A 23031-nucleotide genomic window follows, 5' to 3' on the forward strand; every position below is an offset into this window, starting at 1 on the left:
TGCCGGTCACATGGTGACCAGCAGCGATACATCTTTATGAGGCATAACAAGTGAGGTATTTCTATTTATATGGAAGAAACAGTTTTAACAATTATTATACTGGAAAACACAGAGCATACCGGACTGGAGGATACACTGAGGAGTATCCTGGCCCAGACGTACAGCAGCTATAAAATTTATTACCTGACCCATTCAAAAGATCTATGTATCGGAACAGACAGTGAGAAACTTCCGCCTTATGAAATCCTCTCACCGGAAGGCTCTGTGACCCGGTCACAGCTATACAATTATGCTCTGTCTAAAATACACACCCCCTATGTGCTGTTTATGGAAGAAAGGGATACACTCGCTCCGGCCTTTATAGAAAAAGCCATCGCCGGTTTTGAAGCCCCGCATTTTACCGATGATGAAACATCTCCCGCCGCCGATATATCCATCTGTGTCGGCAAGGCTTACTGCCGCAATCCTGTCGTCTCCCCCAAAAGTGTCGAACATATCCTCAGCAAAAAGTATATCCGAAAAATGAAAATAGAACCGTTGGACCAGGATTTCACCCCATCTTCCGGGGATGAGCCGCAGCCTGAGCCAGATTCCGCAAACCTCCTTCCGGTTCGCTATACTTATGTGCGGGACGTATTTTCCAGGCCGGACGGAATTTTGATCACCATGGATGGGTGTATTATAAAAACAGAAGCCGCGAAAAGTGTTGGTTTTAAAGACAGCCTTACTATGGAAGAGGAGGCGGATTTCATCCTCCGCTTTCTGCTGAAATATAAATCTTACTATGCCGTTCCGGGAGCAAAATATTATTATTACGCCCCCAGAGCCAATGAGGTTTTGTATCATCAAAACGCCCATTTTGACGCCTGGTATGAGACTTCCATGGAGCAGTTTATTTTTCCTCTCCTTGATGACGCCCGGAAAATGTACGGATCTATTCCGATTTTCCTGCAAAATTACTGTATGTTCTATATGAATTGCCGTTTTATGTCCAATCAGGATAACCGGGATAAGAAAATTCTCCTTAGTGATCGTCTGGATACATATCTGTCCCTTGTGACCCGGCTTTTTCAAAACATTGATGATGAGCAGCTTCTCAACCAGAGCCGGCTGCCCTATGTGACCACTAACCCGGAGATCCGATGCATGTATCTTAGGATTAAATATGGCGTTGAAAATGTCCGCTATGATTACATTCCTGTAAACAGCGACGATCCTAAAGTCATGGAGATCGGAGGCCGGGATCTTGAGATGCGTTTTGGTGATCATCTGATCTCCCAGTTAAGCGCCCACCGGATTTCCATAAATATTATGAACTATATTGACGGCGATCTGTGGATTGACGGTTCTCTTATCAGCATTTTCCAATATGGAGATATCCGTTTTTTTGCCACTTTTAATGGCCAGGACTATCCCATCACTGATACCACCGCCTATTCCCAAACTAAGTATTTTGGAGTTCCCGGATACCGCCGGCTGCCTTTTTTCCTGAAATTTCATCTCGATTCGGGGAAAAAGCTTCAAAGAATTACTTTTTATGCCAAATTTAAGGGTGAAAAGTTCCCTATGAAAATGACTTTTGCCAATCACTGGGCAAAGCTGAGTAAATCTCCAAGATATTCCTACTGGCGTTTTAACAAATATCTATGCCATCACGCCAATAATGGAATCTCCATAAAGCGGGCCACCACCTTTAATGTCTTAAAGAGGGAACTCCAGCTTCAGCTCCAGCTTTTTCATAAAAAAGATAAGTCCCCCTGGAAGTTCCGTATGCTTTACTGGCTGACCCGGCCTTATTTTCGTAAAAAGCGGATCTGGCTTATGCTGGACAAGCTCTACAAAGGCGGCGACAGTGCTGAATATTTATACCGTTACAGTGGGAAGCAAGATGACGGCATCACAAAATATTATCTTATTAATAAAAATACAAGCGATTATAAGAAACTTCGCCGGGACGGCTTCCGGCCGCTGGTCAACGGATCCCTTTTTCATAAACTTGTATTTGTCAACGCGGATATTTTACTCATCACCAACTCCCATCTGTTCCCATTTAACGGGTACACAAAGGAGACTTCCAAATATATCCGCGGCCTGTGCAATTTTGGCTCTATGTGCCTCCAGCACGGCCTGTCTGTCCAGAAATGCGCCATCGCCCAGAGGCGGATCATTGACAATACGATGATGTATTTTCTAGGCAGTAAATACGAATACGAAAATCTTTCCCGCCACGCCTACGGCTATCAGGGCTTTGATATGCTGAAGCTGACAGGCATCGGCCGCTACGACGGCCTGGTGAACCAAGATAAGAAGCAGATCCTCATCTCCCCTACCTGGCGTATGTACAACGCCCTGCCGGTGACTACCAGCGAAGGAGAGCAGCGGGGATATAATCCGGAATTTAAACACACCACTTATTTTCATATATACAATACACTGATTAACAACGAAAAGCTGATCGAGACGGCACGAAAGTATGGCTACAAAATCAAGTATCTCCTCCACCCCATTATCAGTTCCCAGGTGGAAGATTTTACACCGAATCCGGAGCTGGAGGTCATCCCCTCTGTAGGGGATTTAAGCTATGAGGAGATACTGACCCAATCCAGCCTTATGGTCACTGATTACTCCGGTGTCCAGTTTGACTTTGCCTATATGCGCAAACCTGTCGTTTACTTTCATCCGGAAGATCTGCCTCCCCACTATGAGGACGGCGTATTTTTCTATGACACTATGGGTTTTGGAGAAATATGTCGCCGCTTAGATCAGCTTGTGGATACTTTATGTGAATACATGGCTTCCGGCTGCGAGATGAAAGAAATGTACCGCCTCAGAGCTGATGACTTTTTTGCCCACAATGATCATCATAACTGTGAGCGCATTTACAAGGAAATTTACAATTATCAGAAAATGATCGACAGGGACAAGCTGCGGCCCAGTATGTCCCCCAAAGGAGAATAGCCATGAAATGGACGAATTCATGTCCTTTTACTGTCAGCGGCATTACGTGGGAAAGAATCTTTCTGAAATTTAAGATCCATTCAGAGACAGATATCCCATCAGAAACCGCCTTTGTTTTAATGTCTCTGGATCCTGAAAATCCAAAAAGAGTTTCCGTGGAGAAAGGACAGATTCCCCTTTCTCCACAGGAACAAAAGCTCCGGGAGTGGAGCTTTTGTCTGAATATGGCGGCCGCAAACGGCCGCAGTTTTCTCGACAATGGCCAGTGGCGTCTGTGCGCCCTAAATGGCGGACAGATCTTCCCAGTGTCCATCGACTGTGAAGAGGCCCGCTGCCAGGACGAGTGGGCTAGGATCTTTAAATATGGAAAAAACAAATATGCCTACAATGTGTCTTTCAGCGTCCAGGAAGTCTGTCCTAACCGGCTGGAACTTGTTCTGTCCAGCTTTTTTGTCCGCGTCAACCCCAAGTGGCGGAAACGGAAGTATGTCCAGGAGGCCGTGACATTAAAGGGAAAGTTTCGGCGGTTTTATCTGTGGCTGGTCATTGTAATGATCCGCTGCTATTACTTCGCCTTTTCACGGCTTATCCCAAAACACGGAGACAGAGTTCTGTTTATGACTGAGACGAAAGACTATCTTTGGGGAAATTTAAAATATATCCACGACCGGATGATTGAACGCGGTCTGAAAAGACGCTTTAAGATTTCCTGCGCCTGCCGCAAATCTGTAGGACATCAAAAGAGCGCTTTAAGCTGGATCAAAACCGTCGGCTCCATCGCCGCCAGCGACTTTATATTTATTGATGACTACGCTCCGGTTTTTGGCTTTTTTAAACTGTATAAAAAGACAAAACTGATCCAGGTATGGCACGCCGGCGAAGGATTCAAATCTGTGGGTTACAGCCGTTTTGGCCGGGAAGGCTCCCCTTTTCCCTCCGGCTCCTGCCACAAAGCCTACACTTTTGCCCTCACCGGAGCCCCAGAACTTGTACCAGTCTATGAAGAAGTTTTCGGCATTGAAAAAGATGCCATCCTTCCCTTAGGTATGGCACGCCTGGACCATTTTCTTGACCAGGAGAAAATTGACGCTTTTACGTCGGAATTTTATAAAAAATGGCCGGATCTGAGAGGGAAAAAAATCATTCTTTTTGCCCCCACGTTCCGGGGTGCCGGACAAAAAGATGCCTGGTATGATTACAGCCGGCTGGATTTTTCCCGAATTTATGATTTTTGCGGAGATGAGTATATTTTCCTTATAAAAATGCACCCCTTTATCACTGAACGCCCGGATATCCCCAAAATCTTCCGGACAAGAATCTGCGATTTTTCAGATTACCCGGACATTAACGAATTATTTTATATAACAGATCTGCTGATCACCGATTATTCATCCAATTATTATGAATTTGCCCTTTTAAAACGCCCTGTTCTGTTTTACACTTATGACAGAGCATTTTATGAGCTAACCCGCGGTGTACACCGGTCTGTAAAAGATAACGCTCCCGGAAAAGTATGCGATACTTTTGACCAGCTTATGACAGCTCTGGAAACAAAAGATTATGAAATAGACAAAACTCTCACATTTGCCCGGGAACATTTTGGAAACTATGACGGACACGCCTCAGACAGAATTATTAACCAAATTTTATTAGATGGGAGTGAAACTCATGAGTAAAAATATAGCAATTATATTTGCCGGAGGCAGCGGCGCCCGCATGGGGGCTGGAGTTCCAAAACAATTTCTGGAAGTCAATGGCATGCCTATTATTATCCATACTCTTGAAAATTTTGAGGAACATCCCCAGATTGACGAAATCTATATTGCATGTAAAGAAGAATATATCCGCAAACTGAAACGGATGCTGAATAAATTCTGGATCAAAAAGGTAAAGGACATCGTCCCCGGAGGACGATGCGGCCAAGAGTCTATCTATCATGCCTTAAAAGCGGCTTCTGAAAATAATGAAAGAGACGCCGTGGTACTGATCCACGATGGAGTACGTCCATGTATTAACGGCGGCCTCATTGATGACGTGATCACCTGTGTGAAAGAAAATGGAACAGCTATCACCTGTACGCCTATGATCGAGACACCTATACTCAGCCGTGGCGGCGACTATGTAGGCAAAGTCTTACAGAGGGAAGCAGTCTATACCGCCCAGGCGCCTCAGGCTTTCTATCTTGGCGATATTCTTGACGCCCACGAAAAAATCCGGGCCAGGGATCCGGAATACACAGGGATCATTGATAGCTGCACACTGATGCAAAGCATGGGCTATAAGATTGCCATTGTTCCAGGCCCCAGGGGCAATATCAAGGTGACAACACCGGAAGATCTGTACATTTTCCGGGCCATGATCCAGTACCAGGAAACCCGGGATGCTTTCGGTTTAAGCAGCAAAGAAATCGCCGCCACCCTGAAAAAACAGTAATATGAAAAAAGTAGGAGGGATACAATGAACGCTATTTTAAAGGAAGATTTTGCCAATATCCTCAAAGAAAATCTTCACTGGGAAAAATTTAAAGACGCCCACGTCCTTATCACAGGCGCCAGCGGTATGCTTGGAAGTTATATGACCAACGTTTTGCTGGCGCTCAACGAAGAGAGGGACTATCATATAAAGATCACCGCCCTGGTGCGCCATCCCGAAAAGCTTTCCAGCGAAATCCGTGATAAAGTCCAGATTTTATGCCAGAGTGTCACCAGGCCCATTGCCTCCCAGGAGACTTTTGACTTCGTCATCCACACCGCCAGCCCGGCAAGTCCTCTGATCATGAGGGATGACCCGGTAGGTACTGTGGCCGCCAATACCCTTGGCACTTTTTATACATTGGAAGCGGCTCAAAAAAGCGGTGCCAAAGGTTATCTTTTTATTTCCTCCCGGGAGATTTACGGTCAGCCCTATGATCATCAGGAGCTTTTTACAGAAGATACCTACGGCTTTGTGGATCCCTTAAACCCACGCTCCTGCTACCCGGAAGGCAAAAAAGCCGCAGAAACTATGTGTATGTGCTTTAAGCAACAGTACGGCCTTAATGTGAAGATCGCCCGCCTGGCCCACACTTTCGGTCCGGGGATGTCCATTAACGATGGCCGGGTTCAGGCAGACTTTCTCCGCAATGTTGTCCGCAGTGAAGACATTGTTTTAAAAAGCGAAGGGCTTCCCATCCGGACTTACACTTATGTAGCTGACGCCGTCTGCGCCCTCTTTTATATTCTGCTGAACAGCGAGGACGTAGTATACAATATATCCAGCGAGGACGCCACGGTTTCTATCCGCCAGCTCGCCCAGACTCTGGCCGACGCTTACCCCGATCGGGGATTAAAGCTTGTTTTTGATATTCCAAAAGATCAGAAAAATACCGGCTGTGCCCCTTTCACTTTAGGTATCCTTAACAGTGATAAGCTGAAAGCGCTGGGCTGGAAGCCGATCTATACTCTGAAAGAAGGGCTTATGCGCACTGTAGATTATCTCGAAAGCGAGAACGCCGCTCTGGGAGGTTGACCATGTTTACCAGTTTAAAGTATGTATTTGGCGAAAATATACACAATCTCTACCGGATTTACTCCATCGCCAAATATGAGCTGCTGGCGGATATGCGGGATTCCAAATTTGGTCTGTTCTGGAACTTTGCCTCACCGGCCATACAGGTGCTGACTTACTGGCTCATCTTCGGCATTGCCTGGAATCGGAAACCCATCGGCAATATCAACTACCTTCCCTGGCTTGTCGTCGGCTACGCTGCCTGGTGGTTTATCCAACCCTGCATCCAGAGCGGATGCAGCGCCATATTTTCCAAGACCAGTGTGATCACAAAAATGAAATTTCCCGTCAGCATCCTTCCGGCGACCATTTGCGCCAAAGAATTTTTTAACCATCTGTGTATGCTTCTTATTGCCTTTGTCACCATTATGATCTGCGGATTTTTCCCAAACCTGTACTGGCTGGGCCTGATCTACTACGCCCTCTGCGCCTTTGCTTTTGTGGAGTCCGTATCCCTGATCTTATCGGTGCTGACCATGCTATGGCGGGACGTGCGCAAACTTGTCACTTCCCTCATGCGTATGCTGATGTACTTTTCGCCGGTCATCTGGGAGTGCCAGTTTCCCGATACCTTTCCCCTTCATGGATTTCTCAATGTATGCATGAAGCTCAATCCGGTATATTATATCATCACCGGCTACCGGGACAGTATTTTTTACAGCCGGCCCTTCTGGCAGCACCCGGCCCTGACACTGTATTTCTGGTGCTGTGTCGCACTCCTTTTTATTGTGGGCTGTGCCCTCATGTATAAATTCAAGCGCAAATTTATTGATATGATATAACAGTTCAGCCATCAGGAATAGGCGGGATTGCGAATGGCGCGGGCTGAACTGTTACGATACTCAGCCATGCTTTGTATTTTGCAGAAGAAAGGTATTTTATGGAAAAAACATTATATGATTCCAGTCCATACGCTGTTGAAATGGAACATGTTTCCAAAATATACAAACTAAAGAAAAAGGATGGGGATTCCAAAAGCAGCGAAAGTTTCTACGCCCTGAAAGATATCACGCTGAAAATTGCCAAAGGCGATGTGGTGGGAATACTTGGCACTAACGGCTCAGGTAAATCTACGCTGTCCGTGATCCTGGCCGGGATCTCCGATATTGACAGCGGACAGCTTGCCATCCATGGTGAGCAGGAGCTGATCTCCATTAACACGGGGCTGAACAATCAGCTTACCGGCCTTGAAAATATTCATCTCAAAGGGGCTCTCATGGGCTTTAAGCCGAAAAAAATCAGGGAGATCATTGACGGTGTTGTTGAGTTTGCGGAACTTGGGGACTTTCTCTATCAACCGGTAAAAAAATACTCCAGCGGTATGAAATCCCGCCTTGGTTTTTCTATATCTCTGGCTCTTGACCCGGACATTTTTATTATCGACGAGGCCCTTTCTGTAGGTGATAAAGGCTTTGCAAAAAAATGCCTTAACCGGATGAAAAAGCTCAGGGACGAGAAAGATAAAACGATCCTTTTTATTTCTCACTCTCTGCCCCAGGTTCGGGAGTTTTGCAAAACAGGTTTGTGGATCGAGGGCGGACATTTAATGGAAACAGGCCCTATCAGGGATGTGTGCGACCATTATTCAGACTATGTAGACAAGCTTAACGCCCTTCCCGATAAAGAAAAGAAAAAAAATCTTGACGAAAAGTTTAAAGAACGGCTTATTGTCACCGAAAAGAAATCTTTCTGGATAAAAATCTTTGGCTGAATCCACTGCCGGAGCTTAATTTATGCTCCGGCAGTCTTCGTTTTTATTATTGTCATTAGCTTCCTTCTGATTGCTCACATGCCAGCCCTCCAGCGCCTCGTAAGCCGCTGTCTTATCAATAATAGAAAAAATCAATGTCTCTATGGGAGATCCCGGCGTATAATCCGCGGGGGCAAAATATTTAATCCGCTTCTCCCTAAGCATACGGTACACTTTCTCCTTATTCATGTGGGCCGGGTTATAGACGCCGATAGAATGGCCGCCATATGTATTGACCAGCTTCATACAGGGGATATCTGTGTCGCTGTCCCCAATATATACAATATTTCTAAAAGGCACCCGGATCTTATCCGGCGGAAAATATTCGTTCACCCCCGGATCGTTGACATCCAGCACCCCTTTTTCAATGCGGAATAAAAACTGAGTCTTATTTGTGTAGTTGACCGCCTGGGCCGGCCATTTCGCCACACCCTTCTGATTAAAATAAAAGGAACTGGCGTATATTTTCTCAAACACACCTTTTCTGGCAATTTCTGTTCCTTCAATCATTTCTTTCAGACCAGAAGAAATAATATAATGCTCGACGATCACTTTTTTCTCTTCGCCGTACTGGCGAATCCGGTCAAACCATGTGTCCACCCCAGGGAACAGGGCTACCTTGGCGCCGTAAGCTTCCAGCGCTTCCCTCTTGACAATAATATTACCTTCGGCTTCTTCTACCATTTTGTACATATAGGCCAGATTCTGATCCATTCCATTTTCAAAAGCCAGCTCATTGGCTTCTTCCCAGAAATGCTCCACATCATAGCCGACGTCCTGAATATATCCCTGGGCCTGCATGTCATCCGGAGATAATGTTTTATCAAAATCATAACAAATGGCAAGAACAGGCAGGGATTCTTTGGATTTTCTAAAAAAAGTCCTCTCCATTACTCCTCCTGACATCACTGCTCACGATCCGCGCCGCAAACAGTACACTCGTATCATCCGCGTTAAATACGAACTGCTGCTTTTCATAAAAGCGTTCCAAAAAGTTACATAACCGCAAACTGGCTGTTATACAACTGAGCATAAAAACCGTCTTTTTCCAGAAGGGACTGATGTGTTCCCTGTTCTATAATTTTGCCATCTTTCATCACTAAAATCAAGTCCGCTTCTTTAATTGTTGATAGACGGTGGGCTACAATAAAGCTGGTGCGCCCTTCCATCATCTTGGCAAAAGCTTTCTGAATACGAATCTCGGTGCGGGTATCAATGGAGGATGTTGCCTCGTCTAATATAAGCATAGGCGGCATACACAACATTACCCTGGCAATACATAAAAGCTGCTTCTGTCCCTGGGAAAGGTTGCCTCCATCCTCAGTAATCACAGTGTCATACCCTTCAGGCAGACGTTTAATAAAACTGTGGGCGTAGGATTCTTTCGAGGCTCTCAGCATCTCCTCCTCTGTGGCCTCAGGTCTGCCATAGAGAATATTTTCCCGGATCGTGCCATTTTTCAGCCATGTCTCCTGAAGCACCATACCATAATTTTCCCGAAGGCTTCTGCGGGTCATGTCCCTAAGGTCAATATCATCCACAGAGATACTTCCCTGATCCACATCATAAAAACGCATAAGCAGATTGATCACTGTACTCTTTCCGCAGCCGGTAGGCCCTACAATAGCAATCCTTTGTCCCGGTTTTACATTCAGGTTGAGATTTTCGATAAGCTTTACATCCGGGCGATAGGAAAAATATACATGATCTAAAGTTACCTTTCCCTTTGCCTTTTCAAGAACAGCCGCATCGTCCTTATCTGGCGTCTGAGTCTCCTCCTCGATGAGTGCAAAAACCCGCGCCGCACAGGTCAGGGCATTTTGCAGTTCTGTGATCACTCCCGAAATCTCATTGAACGGCTTTGTGTACTGATTGGCATAATTCAAAAAAGCGGAAAGCTGCCCTACGCTAATGCCGCCATTGATGGCTGAGAGAGCCCCGGTAATACCCACGCCGGCATAGACAAGTCCGTTGACAAACCGGGTTGCCGGGTTGGTAATGGAGGAAAAGAAAGTCGCTTTAAGGCTGCTGCTCTGGAGACGCTTATTGATCTCCTGAAACTTGTCTGCCGCTTCCTCCTCATGTCCAAAGGCTTGGACAACTTTCTGATTGCCGATCATCTCGTCAATGTGGGCCGTCAGTTCTCCCCGGGTCTCTGACTGGAGCTTAAACATGGCATAGCTGCGCTTTGAAATAAAGGCGGCTACAAACAGGCTAACCGGCGTGATAAGAAGAACTACTAAGGCAATTTTATAATTAATGCTCACCATAAAAACCAGTGTGCCAAGAATGGTCATTATACCAGAAAAAAACTGGGTAAAGCCCATGAGAAGGCCATCGGAAAACTGATCCACGTCGGCCACAATACGACTGATAATATCGCCGTGAGGGTGGGAATCCACATATTTCAGAGGTAGGGTGGTCAGTTTATCAAAAGCTTGACGGCGGATATCCCGCACAACGCTGTAAGTGATCCGGTTGTTGCATGTATTCATCAGCCATTGAGCCAGAGCTGTCAGGACTATAACAATACCCATCTTTATAAGGATCCTTAAGATGCCCTGAAAATCCACAAGTCCCTTATCCACAATAAGATCCACCGCGTCTCCTGTGAGAATAGGCAGATACAAAGTGAGGATGACAGAGATGAGGGCAAATAGCAAAGAGAGAAGTTCCAGTATCCAATATTTTTTTAAAAACTGAAGGACTTTTATAATCGTACCTTTATGTCTGAACCTCTTATGCATGAGCGACTTCCCCCTTTACCGGATTTTCTTCCTTAGGAAACTGAGAATAATAAATCTCCTGATAAACGTCACAGTGTTTGAGAAGTTCATCATGGGTGCCAATGCCGGCCACCTGACCGTCATCAAGGACAATGATCTGATCCGCGTGCCATATACTGGCTGTCCTCTGGGACACGATAAATACGGTCATCTTTTTGTCCAAATTCTTTATGGCTTTGCGCAGCTTCGCGTCTGTGGCGTAATCCAGAGCCGACGCGCTGTCATCTAAAATAAGGATCTTAGGCTTTCGGATCAAGGCTCTGGCAATGGTGAGACGCTGCCGCTGACCTCCCGAAAGGTTTGAGCCATCCTGAAGGATCACGCTGTCCAGCCCCTTGTCCTTCTTCTCAACAAATTCCAGGGCCTGAGCCGCTTCAAGTGCTTCAAGCATCTCCTCTCTGGTAGCCTCTTTCCGCCCCCATCGGAGATTCTCGGCAATAGTTCCCTTAAACAGCACCGCCTTTTGGGGAACAACGCCGATCTCATCTCTAAGCTGTCGGAACGTATAGCTGGAAATGTCATTTCCCTCCACAAAGATCTTTCCCTGTGTGGCGTCGTAAAAACGCGGGATAAGATTCACAAGGGATGTCTTTCCGCTGCCGGTGCCACCGATAATGCCGATGGTCTGTCCGCGCTTCACTGTAAAACTCACATGGCTCAGTGAAGGCTCTGAGGCTTTATCATAGGTAAAAGAGACGTCGTCAAAAACAACCATATCGTCGGTATGGGCGTCTTCCGCAGCCCCGGCGCCGGGCGCCATCCCCGGTTTTGTCTCAAAGACAGCCTGGATACGATTGGCGCAGGCGAGGGAACGGGTAATATTAATGATCAGATTTGCCAGCTTCACCAATTCCACGAGAATCTGTGACATATAGCTGACTAATGCCACCACCTGCCCCTGGCTGATGATTCCGTCCTCCACCTGCCACGCCCCGGTCCATATCAGAACGGCGAGGGCGCCGTTAATGATCACATAGGTCAGCGGGTTCATCAGAGCAGAAATCTTTCCCACAAAAATCTGGCCTTTGACAAGGAAATCATTGGCCTGCTCAAAATCTTTTTTCTCCTCCACCTCTTTGTTAAAAGCCCGGATCACCCTGGCTCCCGCCAGATTTTCCCTGGTGTGGAGGAGAACCTTGTCCAGACGGTTCTGCACATTGCGGTACAGGGGCATACTGATGATCATAACGCCGAAGACAACAACAGACAGAAGGGGGATAGTGACAACAAAGACAAGGGCCGCCCGGACATTAATGGTAAAGGCCATGATCATAGACCCAAAGACAATAAAAGGAGAACGCAAAAACAGCCGGAGGACAAGATTAAGCCCGGACTGAACCTGGTTAATGTCACTGGTCATGCGGGTGATCAGCGTGGACGTCCCGATAGTATCCATCTCTGAGTAGGACAAAGACTGAATATGGCGGAACAGATCGTACCGCAGGGCTGTAGCAAAACCAACAGCCGCCTTCGCCGCAAAATACTGAGCTGTGATAGAGCAGACAAGACCTATAACTCCCAGAGCGATAATAATTGCTCCCATCTGCAAAATATAGGTCATGTCCCTATTTCGGATGCCCTCATCAATAATGTGGGCCATAACAATGGGGATCAGAAGCTCAAAGGAGGCTTCAAGAAGCTTAAACAGCGGACCTAGAATACTTTCCTTGGCATATCCCTTTAAATAATGCAGTAATTTTCCCATTTGCAATTCTCCTCGTTTTCATGTACAATAGACATGGCTATATATTTTTTAAATAACTTTACGTTGAATTATACCATTTTTATATAAGATAGTCAACATATCCAGTTCAACCGGGAGGAAGAAATTATGAATTTTAAACAGCTTTATTATTTCACAGTGATCGCGGAAACCGGAAGTATATCCTCCGCGGCCCACAAACTGGGCCTTTCCCAGCCCCCTTTAAGCAGACAGCTCGCTCAGCTTGAAGAATATCTTGGCATCCCCCTTTTTGCCCGGACTGCTCACGGCATAGAGCTTACCGGCGCCGGACAGGTCTTGTATTACCGCGCCAAAGATATTTTATCTATGATTGACAACACCACGGAGGAAGTCCGCTCTTTTCACGGCGGCCAGTCGGGCACTTTAAAGATCGGCTGTATCTCTTCCAGCGGCATATTAATGACCCGGCTTATGGACGCCTTTACCAGACAGTATCCTTTGATTTCCATTGATTTATACGAGGGAAATACATACGAAGTTATAGAAAAATTAAAGAATGGCCTTGTGGAGTGCGCCATTATCCGCACCCCCTTTAATACAGACGGTCTTACCTGCATTTATGGCCCGGAAGAACCGCTCATGGCCGCAGGGTACTCTGAGTTTTTTAAAGATATCCCCACCCGCCCCAGGACGTCTCAGAGATCCGCCGAACCTTCGTCTCCATCTATGGGGTCCGACTGGGGTGTTGGGCTGACTTCACTCCTAGGGAAACCTCTGATCTACTATCGCAGATTTGAAAATATTATTATGCAGGCTTTTGCCAATATCGGCATGAGGCCATCCATCCTTTGCCGAAATGATGACGCCAGGACTTCCCTCCAGTGGGCCGGCGCAGGTCTTGGCATTGCTCTTGTCCCTGAAAATATCAGCCGCCTGGCGGACAGCGCGAAACTGGAAGTTCATCCGATATTATGTGAGGAGATGGTGACGCGGATGGCTGCGGTCTGCCCAAACACAAACCGCCCCCTCTCCCGGATTGCCCGTAATTTTCTCAAAATTTTTGAGGAACTTCAGTGATTCTATCCCAAAACATCCCGGCACAATACCTGAAGAAGCCCCTGGCAGCCTTCCAGAATATCATCGTAAGTCTTATCAAAATTTCCGGTATACCATGGATCGGCAATGTCTCCCGGCCGATCTGTGTAATCCAGGAGGAGATGGACTTTGTGATCCGGATCGCTGCCGATAATGCGCATAATACCACGGATATTATACTGCTCCATGGCGATGATATAGTCATATTTGTCATAATCTCCCCGCCTCATAGTCACCGCATACTTTCCCTCTGTAGAAATGCCATACCGGCGCAGCTTATTTCGGGTTCCAGGATGAACCGGATTGCCGTATTCCTCCGTGCTTGTCGCCGCAGATGCAATATAAAAACAGTCGTCCAGCCCTTTCTTGTGAACCAGATCTTTCATTACAAATTCAGCCATGGGTGAACGGCATATATTGCCCAGGCAGACGAATAGTATTTTAATCATGTTCCTATCTCTCCTTATATGTATTTCCTAAAATCCTTAACCGGCTTACTCGTTACACCGGCACTTACGATTTTCCTAACCCTCAGGAAAATCGTCCGCAATAATATAACCACTGTTTTCACAAGCAATCATGACGCGGTTAATCACATTATACTATAATTCTCATAATCAGTGTAGACAGTATAGGGATATCCTCGTTTTCCTTTTCGTCACCGGAAAGGAGGTCGCTATGGACTTGTCAGAAGTTTTGACACTGCTCTTGGTGATATTTGCCGCCCTGAGCTACATAGATAATCGCAAAGACCGTATATAGGTATATAGATAGAAAAAGGGCTATCCTCTACCGCAAATAGGGGATAGCCGTGTAACTTGCAAATCATCTTGCCCTGTGTTTTCGTCTGGGGTAATCGGGGATAGACCAATATTTCCGTTACCTTCTACACTGATTATAAGCTATCCACGTTGTATTTGCAAGTGAATAGTTACGATGTTTCGGCATAGAATACCCCCATTTTTTACCTTTGTTGTAAATTTGCGACACGGGTTTTCAAGAAATGAATAATCAATAATTTCCTGCAAACCGCAAAACGCGCAAACTGATTTACGCATCCGGATACTTGTACGGAACCGGAGAATTAGGATTGCCAAAGCAATCATAGCCATGCTCGGCTGCCTGTTGGGGATCATATTTTAATCCGCCGATCTCCACCCATGCGTGAGGCGACCAGGTATTAGTCACTTTGCCTGTAGGACCTTGGAAATACCCTTTGATCATGACCGCGTCTTCATATCCGATCCGCTTTGCCATGGCAAGAAGGGCGCTGGCATAGGAATAACAATTCCCTCTGCGCTCCTTAAACATATTAATGGCATACCACTGCTCAAATGTGTAGCCGTCGGGAACACTTCCAAATACCGCTTTGTAGGAACACTGCTGCATAAGCCAGTCATAGCAGGCTCTCAGTTTTTGCTCCTGGGTCATGGATTCATTGGTGATCTGTCCAAGGACCTGCATCACATAGCTGTCCAGTTCTTTTTCTGCAAAAGTCCGGGCCTGAAGGCCATAGCTTTGGCAAAGCTGATCAAATTCCGCAGAATCAGCAAAGCCATTAAACACATAATATCTGGAATTATTCTGCAAAATATTAACCCAGTTATCTAACCCCTCGTCATCCCACTGGCGATCTAAGAACAGCTCGTACATCACTTTGACAAACTCTTCATCGGAAATACCGGAATGTTGAAATTCTGTGGAAAATACAAAACCATAGGCCGCTTCTTTGGCCGTATTTGCACCGCCAAGAAGCTGGCTGCACCAGGCGTTCAGGCCGTCGGTATCCGCGTCACGGCCAAGGCAGAGGCGATAACAGCGCACCACAAATTTTGTGACATTCTCATTCATATCCATAGGTGCAGTCAACTGGGCATTACCCCTCTCAATACCATAAGACTGACAGATCTGAGTAAACTCATCGGATTCTACAAATCCTTTAAACACCCACAGTCTGGACATGCCACTGTCAAGAACTGCCTGCCATTGGGCCATACCTGGGACGTCACCCTCACGGTTAAGGCATGTTCGGTAAAGCACCTGCAGATACTCTGTATCACTTAAATTTTTTGCTTTAAACTCCGGGCTGTCAATAAATCCCTGAGCGACTTTGGCTCCCTGCTCTGTTCCGTTTAAAAGGTTGGCCGTCCATTCCTCTAATCCTTTTTCATCTGCCGGCCTTCCAAGGACAATCTCATAAAGACGCCGGACAAAGCCTCGCACCATCCCTTCCTGGGTATTCTCTTTAATCTCTTCCTGAGCCTCTGTCTGGACTACTGTTTCATCTGCCGTCTGCGAGGCGTAGGCCGGTATACCTGTCACAAGAACTGCCGCAGCAATGAATCCGCATAAAATATGGTGTTTCATTATGTAACTCTCCCTTACAGTATTGTTACATTTATTATATCATCTATATATGCAAATAACAATCTGTATATATGCATATGCACAGTAAACTGCCACACAGCAAGCTGACAGAGCATGGAAGGAGTTAGCGTCCAAAGAAGAAGGAGTCCCGATGCTGACACGCCGGGGTTCCTGATTATTTTTAATGATGATACCCTTCCATACTCTTTTCATAGGCATTGAGTTTACTTTCCATCTTTTCGATCTCTCCCGCTTTCGGCGCTTTTTTCACCGGCTCGGATATAAAATCCTGAATACTTTTTCCACCGGACACCTGATAATTTTTCAAGCTATCCACATACTTTCTTAGATTTTTCACCGCGTCCCAGGCCAGATCTTTATAATTATTCTCAAGATTAATCACAAGCTGGTTCTCAAGATCCTTAAAATGTTCTTCATAAACACTCTTATGTCCAAACATCCACTCACCTTCCTCCAAATATTTTTGTCACAACCGGGCCTGTTTTATTCCTGATAAACCTGGCATCAGAAAGTCAAATACCCCGCAGCAAGCTACGGGGCATCAAACTTGCAGCGCAGCAGAGCTGCGGGGTATTTGACCCTCGCGGCAGTCGCCAAATGGACATGCAAGCATGTCCGCTTGGCTCGTTGCCCGCAGGAATAAACCGCCAGGCCCGGAAGATGAACAATCAAGCAAAGCTGACGCTCATGAAAGGCTCTGAATTACCAGGTAAGTGTCCGGCCCCACAAAAACAGTATTATGAGCTTTTTTTAGATCGGCCTGCTTTGACCAGGTCTCCTTTGTGTTTCCGAAAGGCAGATAGGCAGGATAATTGGACGATGTAATATCCAGCCGAAGCCGCTCTCCCGCCCGGATTATCCACGGTCCAGGCCAGAAGCGCAGATGGAGACGCCACATATTTTTTTCTTCAGCAGAGGACGCTTTTTGGGCTTGTCCGCGGCTCATTAATGAGGCGCACTCCCGTATATTCCAGGCTTTGCCGTCCTCATCCACCTTATCAATGCGAGCAATAAATACCGTGTCCTCGCAATCAGAAGCGACCTTCAGATAAAGTTCCATATAGCCTGAGATTTCTGTATCTTTCTCAAAAGATTCACTGATAAAATTCAGCACGCTTTTACGCTTAAAGGGTTTGGGCTGGTGCATAATACCGCCGGGCATAAAATTGTTGTAATATTCCCCGCCCCAAAAAGATCCCGGCCGGTCCGGATCATAGTCATAAGAAAGCTTCCCCGGAGACGGCGGCGTTTCTGTCAGCCGGTTTTCAGAAAGATAAAACCTCAGCGGCCTGCACTCCGACTGGCGGGATCCAAAAACTTTATCCACTTCAAAACTTTCCACAGATTCCCAGGCATCCTTTCCCATAATATAGTAGCGTATCTTTCCCAATACACTTAAATTGGGCCTGCGTCCGAAACGCACATGATTTAACCAGTCCAGAAATCCAAGGGAGCCATCCTCTCCAAGAATCTCCCCGTGGGGCATGGAAAACTCGCAGCCTTCCTGAATCACACAGTCATGAACCCAGGGTCCGATAATCATGGCACAGTCTTTACGGCTATTCTCCGGAATTTTTTCCCACATATCCAACAGTCCGGGACAGAAAGGATCATACCATCCATCAATGAGAAGGACGGGAATATTTATTTTTTCAGGGAGAGAGCGCAGGCGCCCCCACAGACTGTCGGACCAGAATCCTGAATCTGGATCATCACTGGCGATCATCTGCTGATGCCACGGATAACTTTTGCCCATCACCTGGTCAATGGCCTGCTCAAAGGGGCGGATATCTAATGCCTGGGAATATTTATCAACAAAGAGACGGTCTTCTTTAAAATCATATTCTGTGTTAATGATCCACGGTGTGATCATATCCAGATGCCACACGCCGTTTTCATAAAGGGCGCTCCGAAAATCTGGCGTAAATACCCTAAGTACAGCGGCCTTAACGTCTGGCATAATATCTTCAAGCATGGTCATGTGGACAAATGCCGTATAGCTGCTGCCCACAAGATACAACTCCCCGTTATACCATGGCTGGCTCTGTATCCATCTTACAGTGTCGATTCCATCGCTGCGCTCATTGTCCCAGGCCATAAAGTCCCCTTCACTCTTTCCTTTTCCCCGCACCTCCTGATAAACAACAGCGTAACCGTACAGATTGTAAAAACGGTACAGACTGCTATCCGCCAGGGCAATATAAGGATTTCGTATCAGTATGGCCGGCCACTGGTTTTCCTCCCCCTTGTTTTTGGGGAGCATCACTGTTGTATTCAGGCTGATACCGTCCTTCATGGGAACCATACATGTCCGGATATCTCCGGGTTCATGGCTGGGAACACCATATTGCTCCTGAATCTCCGGACGTTTAAACTGATCAAAGATTTTCTGGCTTAACCCTTTAAAATCTTTCTCCATAACTTTACACTCCTTTTGAAACTGACCGGGAAGGGAAAGCGGGCTGCCCCCATCCTTTGTCATTCACATGGAACGCAGTTCCCTGTGATATAAAAAAAGGCGCGCACACAACGGCACCGGCCGTCATATGCGCACCTGATATACCTCTGACCTTACGTTTAAGATCAGCCTTCGATTGCTCTTCTTAATGCTTCCTGATGTCTGCGAACCTGCTCTACGCTGTCAACATCAAAAGCATCATTGATGAGACGGTTGCCTTCATACTCTGTGCTGACAAAGCCATGATACCCAGCTTTCTTATAGGCTTCAATAACTTCTTTAATCGGAATGGAAGTTTCTGTGTAATCTTCATGGGTATTATAGCATTTGGCATGGGTATGATAAATGTACTGAATATTATCAATAATATCCTGAGGATCATTCCATGTATATGTAAAAGAATCACCGGCGTATGCCTTATCTGCCGCGTTGCCGTTCATCTTCTCGATCTTGTCCATCATATCGAAGAAGCCGTTGGCTTTCATAAATTCCATGTTGGCTTTCCCAAGGTCAAGGTCATATTTAATCTTTACAAAACCTCTCTGGCAACGTTTTTCAAACTCATCATCCACAAGTTTGATGCACTCTTCATGAGCGCCCATACGGCGGGCCTGATCTCTGGCAACATCAGGGATTCTCTTGGCAAAAATACCCCAGTCCGGCATAAATCCGAAGTACTTTGTGCCAGTCTTTAAGATCATATTCATATAGCCGTCAGCCCATCCGGAGTTGAGAGAGAAAGGAGAGTGAACCTCGATACAGATCTTAACATTGTTATCTTCAGCACATCCAAGGCTTCCCTCAATAACATCCATAGGTGTGGAAACCAGTGTACGGAGTGTTTTAAAGCCAAGTTCGCCGGCGATCTTAATGTCACGCTCCATCATCTTAACCTGCTCTTTTAATGTGAGCGTACGGTTGTCATAAATATGGTTCTCAAGGAAAGCATCGTAGCATGTAGGCTCTGTACCGTATTTATCCATCCAGCCAAACCACTGATCTTTAAATTCCGGAGTGATCACCGGAAAATCATCAACCATCTGCTCGGCGAGAAGCTCAATACCTGTAGCTCCTGTCTTAGAAACCTCGCGGATGCAATCTTCCAGATTCATCTTTCCAAGATAATATTCTTCCTGATAGCTGTATAATGATACGCTGCGTCCAATTTTGTAATCCATTATAAAATCCTCCTTACTCTTTATTCAATGACAAAATCATATTCGCCGGAGTTTACAAGGATATGCGGCATATATGATGGTGCGATAGTCTGAGTACACTTAATATGATGAGGTCCTTTGGAGAGGCCGCCGTCTTTTAATACGGTAACTGTGGCCCACTGTCCGAATTTCCAGCGGTAATCAATAACTGTACGCATCTCTTCAAGAGTGAATGTATCCCCTTCCAGTGTAAAGCGGATATCTTCCCGGTTGAAGCCTTCGCCATCAACCCAAACTTCGATATTGCGGATAATTGATAAAGTTACACCGCGATAGTACTGAATTTTAAAGTCAAACTGAAAGCCCACTGTTTTTCCGTCCACTACAGTGTTTTTAAATCCTTCCGGATTAAACATATGTCTTGCAAACATGATTTTTTCTCCTTCCAATCCGTTATGATATGCCATAAACCGGCACGCACCGCCTCCACAAAAAATATCCCTGCGGGGCTGTTAGATATTATTTTAGCACAATCGCACTAATTTTTATAGTAGTTTTTCTATATTTTCTGCAAAAACTTCTAAAAAAGTAATGTTGTTTCAAAATCTGAAATGTCCGTCCGGGAACACTGTCTTTTGGCCGCGTCAGCCCCGCCTCCCCGCCGCACCCTCCTGCAATCTGTCAGCAAAGTCATTTTTCCGAGGGAAGCACCGGAAGCTGTACAAAAGAGGCCCTTTCACCGCCGGTATAAATCGTATTGAGGGCGCCCCGGCGATAGCCCGCTTCATTGTAATCCACCCAGCGGCTTCCCGCCGGGTCAATATCCAGGCGGATCTTCCATCCCTTACGGATCACTCCCGTTGTCGGGAATGAGCCGATCTCGCAGTACACCACTTCCCCAGGCGTCAACGGTGCCCAGGCTTCTTTTGTATGTTTGTAAACAGGAAGTTCATACCGGGTTCGCTTTTCATCCTGCTGACGGTGGGAAACCTTTAAAGCGCCAAAGCCCAGAGGCAGCCCACGCTCCATACTTGTCCGGGCCGGATAGATCACTTCCCGGTCATTTTCATCAAGAACACGGATTTTCATATGGATCTCCATATCTGTGGTGGTGGAAGCCACAAACAGTCCGGCTTTAATATATCCGGCCAGCTCCATATCCTCTTCCAGAGGCGCGCTGATAAATGTAGCTCCAGGTACACGTCCGGACACCTTATGGTAAACATCCCCGTTATATGTCACTGACGACTCATTTTCCGGAGTTGTCTGGGACAGTCCGGCGGCATTCCCGGCGGCATTAAGATAAAAGCGTACATACTTTGTTCCGGGTACCGGCCAGTCGGACTCATGTCGCCAGTAGTAAGAGCCTTCTCCGGTGCGCATCTGAAGATCCACCGCCGGCTCGTCCATAATGCCATTGTCCGTCCCTTTCAGCCAGTAATCAAAAAAAGCGCGGAATTTATTCAAATACTGAGGCTGATACATCCAGAAATGAATGCCGCAGCCATTGAGGATCATCAGCTTTTTATTTTTTGAAGGGGAATTAATATACGCCTCTGAGCTGCCTTTGGCGTGAAGACTGGCGTCCGGCTCCACACAGGGGAAAATAGGCAGATCAATAGCGCTGATATCACAGCTTGACATATACTCCCCTTCAGGCCCGTAAGTTTCCTCATTCCAAAAAGGCTCATCCATGGCTTTCTTCATAAAATTATAGGGCTGTGGTTCACGGCAGGGATCCATATTGTCAGCCCGGTTAAAAAGGCCGCCGCCGCTGTAAATATAATCCCTGTAAGAATCATAGTCCCCCATAATGGGAATCATAGCCGTCAGACCCTCAGGCTTTCTCTGGGCGGCAAGATACTGAGTCATGGCATAGTAGGAAGCGCCAAAAAGACCGATTTTTCCTGTAGACCACGGCTGGTTGGCCGCCCACTCAATGGCATCACAGTAATCTTTAGCGTTGGAAGCCCCGAACTGGCGGAACAGATCTACGTTCGTATTTTTTCCGGTCCCCCGCTCTTCAATATTGATGACCACATAGCCGTAGGGTACCCAGTCCATGGCGCAGGGCTGCTCAAAAGCTTCGGACACCGGAACAAGGCATGGCGGCGGTCCCGCAGGCGCGTCCGCTTTTTCCTCCGGATCAGTGTTTGGCACCGGCATGGCGGAGCCGAAACACGGCCCCATACGTCCGAAGAAAACTTCCTGAAGCATATGTTTTGTTTCCACATTAGCATAGTCATCATAAAAACGGTCTTCTACTTCCTGACGATATACCTCCTCTGCCTCATTTTCCACGAAACCGTTAATAAACTCCTTGCCGAACACGCCCATACACATCACTACCGGATATTTTCCATCTTTCAATGGGCGGTAAACATCTGCCAGCACATACCCGCCGTCAGCCACAGGAATTTTTACGTCCCGCTCTTTGCGGATACCGTTAGCGCAGCGGCGCACAATATTTTTCGCCGCGGCAGCGGACACCAAAGTTTTTCCAAGCCCTTCAAACAGTCCTGTGATCACCGGATCTTTTTCAAAACTTTCTGTCTCCTGGACAAACTGAATATCATAGCGGACTGTATTCACCGCCGCGCGAACCGATTCATCCACTTTTCCAAGGCTGATAAGAAAACGGGCTATATTAACCACCTGGTAATGGCTGACTGTCAGATGACGGCCCACGCTCTCCGCCACAAAGTCCAGGGGTGTTATCCATTCTTTTGCCGGACAGGAGCCAATGACAAATCCACCGATGGAGAAAAGAATGCTCTCGCCGTCCTCATACTCAAAATATCCCCTGGCATCTAACTGTCCGCTGTAGGTCTGCGTCCGGTAATCAAGACCTGTAACACAGCCGTCTAAAAAAATTCCTCGCATACTAAAATACCCTCCTGTGAAATTCTATTGCCAATGTCCGGGGCAAAGCATTTCCCCGCATCCTTGTATGATTACTATTGTAACAGAATTTTTCTGCCAGGGAAATCCTTATTTCTGTTGAAAAAGCAAAAGCGCCCCGGCATTTCTAAAGAATCTGTCTTTAAAAATACCAGAAGCACACCAAAAACTATCCCGTATCATCGGCTGTATAAGCCCCAGGGAATTGGCCTTGACCGGAATACAGATATAAGGAATTATTGATTATAAAAAAATATTATATATAAATAATGATTTATAATTTTATTTAATTATTAAAATATGTTATC

General features: G+C 46.4%; 17 protein-coding genes. 7 read left to right on the top strand and 10 right to left on the bottom strand.

Going from position 1 to position 23031, the window contains the following annotated elements; genetic code table 11:
* Nucleotides 1–69: 69 nt before the first annotated feature.
* The 6 genes from HNP82_RS09710 to HNP82_RS09735 all read left to right on the top strand — a co-directional run bounded on the left by HNP82_RS09710 (nucleotide 70) and on the right by HNP82_RS09735 (nucleotide 8215).
* Nucleotides 70–2958 (top strand): CDP-glycerol glycerophosphotransferase family protein, encoded by a 2889-nt coding sequence (locus HNP82_RS09710; RefSeq protein ID WP_183773804.1) that lies wholly within the window; start codon nucleotides 70–72, stop codon nucleotides 2956–2958.
* A gap of 2 nt (nucleotides 2959–2960) precedes the next feature.
* The gene (locus HNP82_RS09715; RefSeq protein ID WP_183773806.1) at nucleotides 2961–4634 is read left to right on the top strand and encodes a CDP-glycerol glycerophosphotransferase family protein; all 1674 of its coding nucleotides are present in this window, start codon (nucleotides 2961–2963) and stop codon (nucleotides 4632–4634) included.
* On the top strand, nucleotides 4627–5391 hold the full coding sequence (locus HNP82_RS09720) for an IspD/TarI family cytidylyltransferase (RefSeq protein WP_183773808.1): 765 nt from the start codon (nucleotides 4627–4629) through the stop codon (nucleotides 5389–5391). The genes HNP82_RS09715 and HNP82_RS09720 overlap by 8 nt, the downstream gene beginning before the upstream one ends.
* A 24-nt stretch (nucleotides 5392–5415) precedes the next feature.
* Complete coding sequence (locus HNP82_RS09725; protein ID WP_183773810.1) at nucleotides 5416–6465, top strand: NAD-dependent epimerase/dehydratase family protein; 1050 nt, start codon at nucleotides 5416–5418, stop codon at nucleotides 6463–6465.
* A 2-nt stretch (nucleotides 6466–6467) separates the two neighbouring features.
* Nucleotides 6468–7286, top strand: a complete 819-nt coding sequence (locus HNP82_RS09730) for an ABC transporter permease (RefSeq protein ID WP_183773812.1) — start codon at nucleotides 6468–6470, stop codon at nucleotides 7284–7286.
* Nucleotides 7287–7384: 98 nt separating this feature from the next.
* Nucleotides 7385–8215: an ABC transporter ATP-binding protein gene (locus HNP82_RS09735; protein ID WP_183773820.1), complete on the top strand. Its 831-nt coding sequence runs from the start codon at nucleotides 7385–7387 to the stop codon at nucleotides 8213–8215.
* Nucleotides 8216–8230: 15 nt separating this feature from the next.
* On the opposite strand, the gene HNP82_RS09740 is transcribed toward HNP82_RS09735, so the two are convergent.
* The 3 genes from HNP82_RS09740 to HNP82_RS09750 all read right to left on the bottom strand — a co-directional run bounded on the left by HNP82_RS09740 (nucleotide 8231) and on the right by HNP82_RS09750 (nucleotide 12745).
* A complete protein-coding gene (locus HNP82_RS09740; RefSeq protein ID WP_183773822.1) occupies nucleotides 8231–9145 on the bottom strand; it encodes an HAD family hydrolase in 915 nt (304 codons plus the stop codon).
* Nucleotides 9146–9249: 104 nt separating this feature from the next.
* Entirely contained in the window at nucleotides 9250–11001 is a 1752-nt protein-coding gene (locus HNP82_RS09745; RefSeq protein WP_183773824.1) for an ABC transporter ATP-binding protein, read from the bottom strand.
* The gene (locus HNP82_RS09750; protein ID WP_183773826.1) at nucleotides 10994–12745 is read right to left on the bottom strand and encodes an ABC transporter ATP-binding protein; all 1752 of its coding nucleotides are present in this window, start codon (nucleotides 12743–12745) and stop codon (nucleotides 10994–10996) included. Before HNP82_RS09750 ends, HNP82_RS09745 begins: the two co-directional genes overlap by 8 nt.
* 126 nt (nucleotides 12746–12871) lie before the next feature.
* Between HNP82_RS09750 and HNP82_RS09755 the strand changes: the two genes are divergently transcribed.
* Nucleotides 12872–13801 (top strand): LysR family transcriptional regulator, encoded by a 930-nt coding sequence (locus HNP82_RS09755; protein ID WP_183773828.1) that lies wholly within the window; start codon nucleotides 12872–12874, stop codon nucleotides 13799–13801.
* 2 nt (nucleotides 13802–13803) lie between these two features.
* Here HNP82_RS09755 and HNP82_RS09760 read toward each other — a convergent pair whose 3' ends face one another.
* From HNP82_RS09760 to HNP82_RS09790, 7 genes are all read right to left on the bottom strand, one after another.
* Complete coding sequence (locus HNP82_RS09760; protein ID WP_183773830.1) at nucleotides 13804–14268, bottom strand: low molecular weight protein-tyrosine-phosphatase; 465 nt, start codon at nucleotides 14266–14268, stop codon at nucleotides 13804–13806.
* 601 nt (nucleotides 14269–14869) lie between these two features.
* Nucleotides 14870–16186, bottom strand: coding sequence for a DUF4214 domain-containing protein (locus HNP82_RS09765; protein ID WP_183773832.1), 1317 nt, complete (start codon nucleotides 16184–16186; stop codon nucleotides 14870–14872).
* Between the two features lie 181 nt (nucleotides 16187–16367).
* Nucleotides 16368–16646, bottom strand: coding sequence for a hypothetical protein (locus HNP82_RS09770; RefSeq protein ID WP_183773834.1), 279 nt, complete (start codon nucleotides 16644–16646; stop codon nucleotides 16368–16370).
* Nucleotides 16647–16892: 246 nt separating this feature from the next.
* Nucleotides 16893–18626, bottom strand: a complete 1734-nt coding sequence (locus HNP82_RS09775) for a CocE/NonD family hydrolase (protein ID WP_183773836.1) — start codon at nucleotides 18624–18626, stop codon at nucleotides 16893–16895.
* Nucleotides 18627–18790: 164 nt separating this feature from the next.
* Nucleotides 18791–19843 (bottom strand): sugar phosphate isomerase/epimerase family protein, encoded by a 1053-nt coding sequence (locus HNP82_RS09780; RefSeq protein WP_183773838.1) that lies wholly within the window; start codon nucleotides 19841–19843, stop codon nucleotides 18791–18793.
* 20 nt (nucleotides 19844–19863) lie between these two features.
* Nucleotides 19864–20253 (bottom strand): C-glycoside deglycosidase beta subunit domain-containing protein, encoded by a 390-nt coding sequence (locus tag HNP82_RS09785; RefSeq protein ID WP_183773840.1) that lies wholly within the window; start codon nucleotides 20251–20253, stop codon nucleotides 19864–19866.
* 259 nt (nucleotides 20254–20512) lie between these two features.
* On the bottom strand, nucleotides 20513–22705 hold the full coding sequence (locus HNP82_RS09790) for a CocE/NonD family hydrolase (protein WP_183773842.1): 2193 nt from the start codon (nucleotides 22703–22705) through the stop codon (nucleotides 20513–20515).
* Between the last annotated feature and the right edge of the window lie 326 nt (nucleotides 22706–23031).

The sequence above is a fragment of the Catenibacillus scindens genome (assembly GCF_014202115.1).
GTDB classification, from domain to species: Bacteria; Bacillota; Clostridia; order Lachnospirales; family Lachnospiraceae; genus Catenibacillus; species Catenibacillus scindens.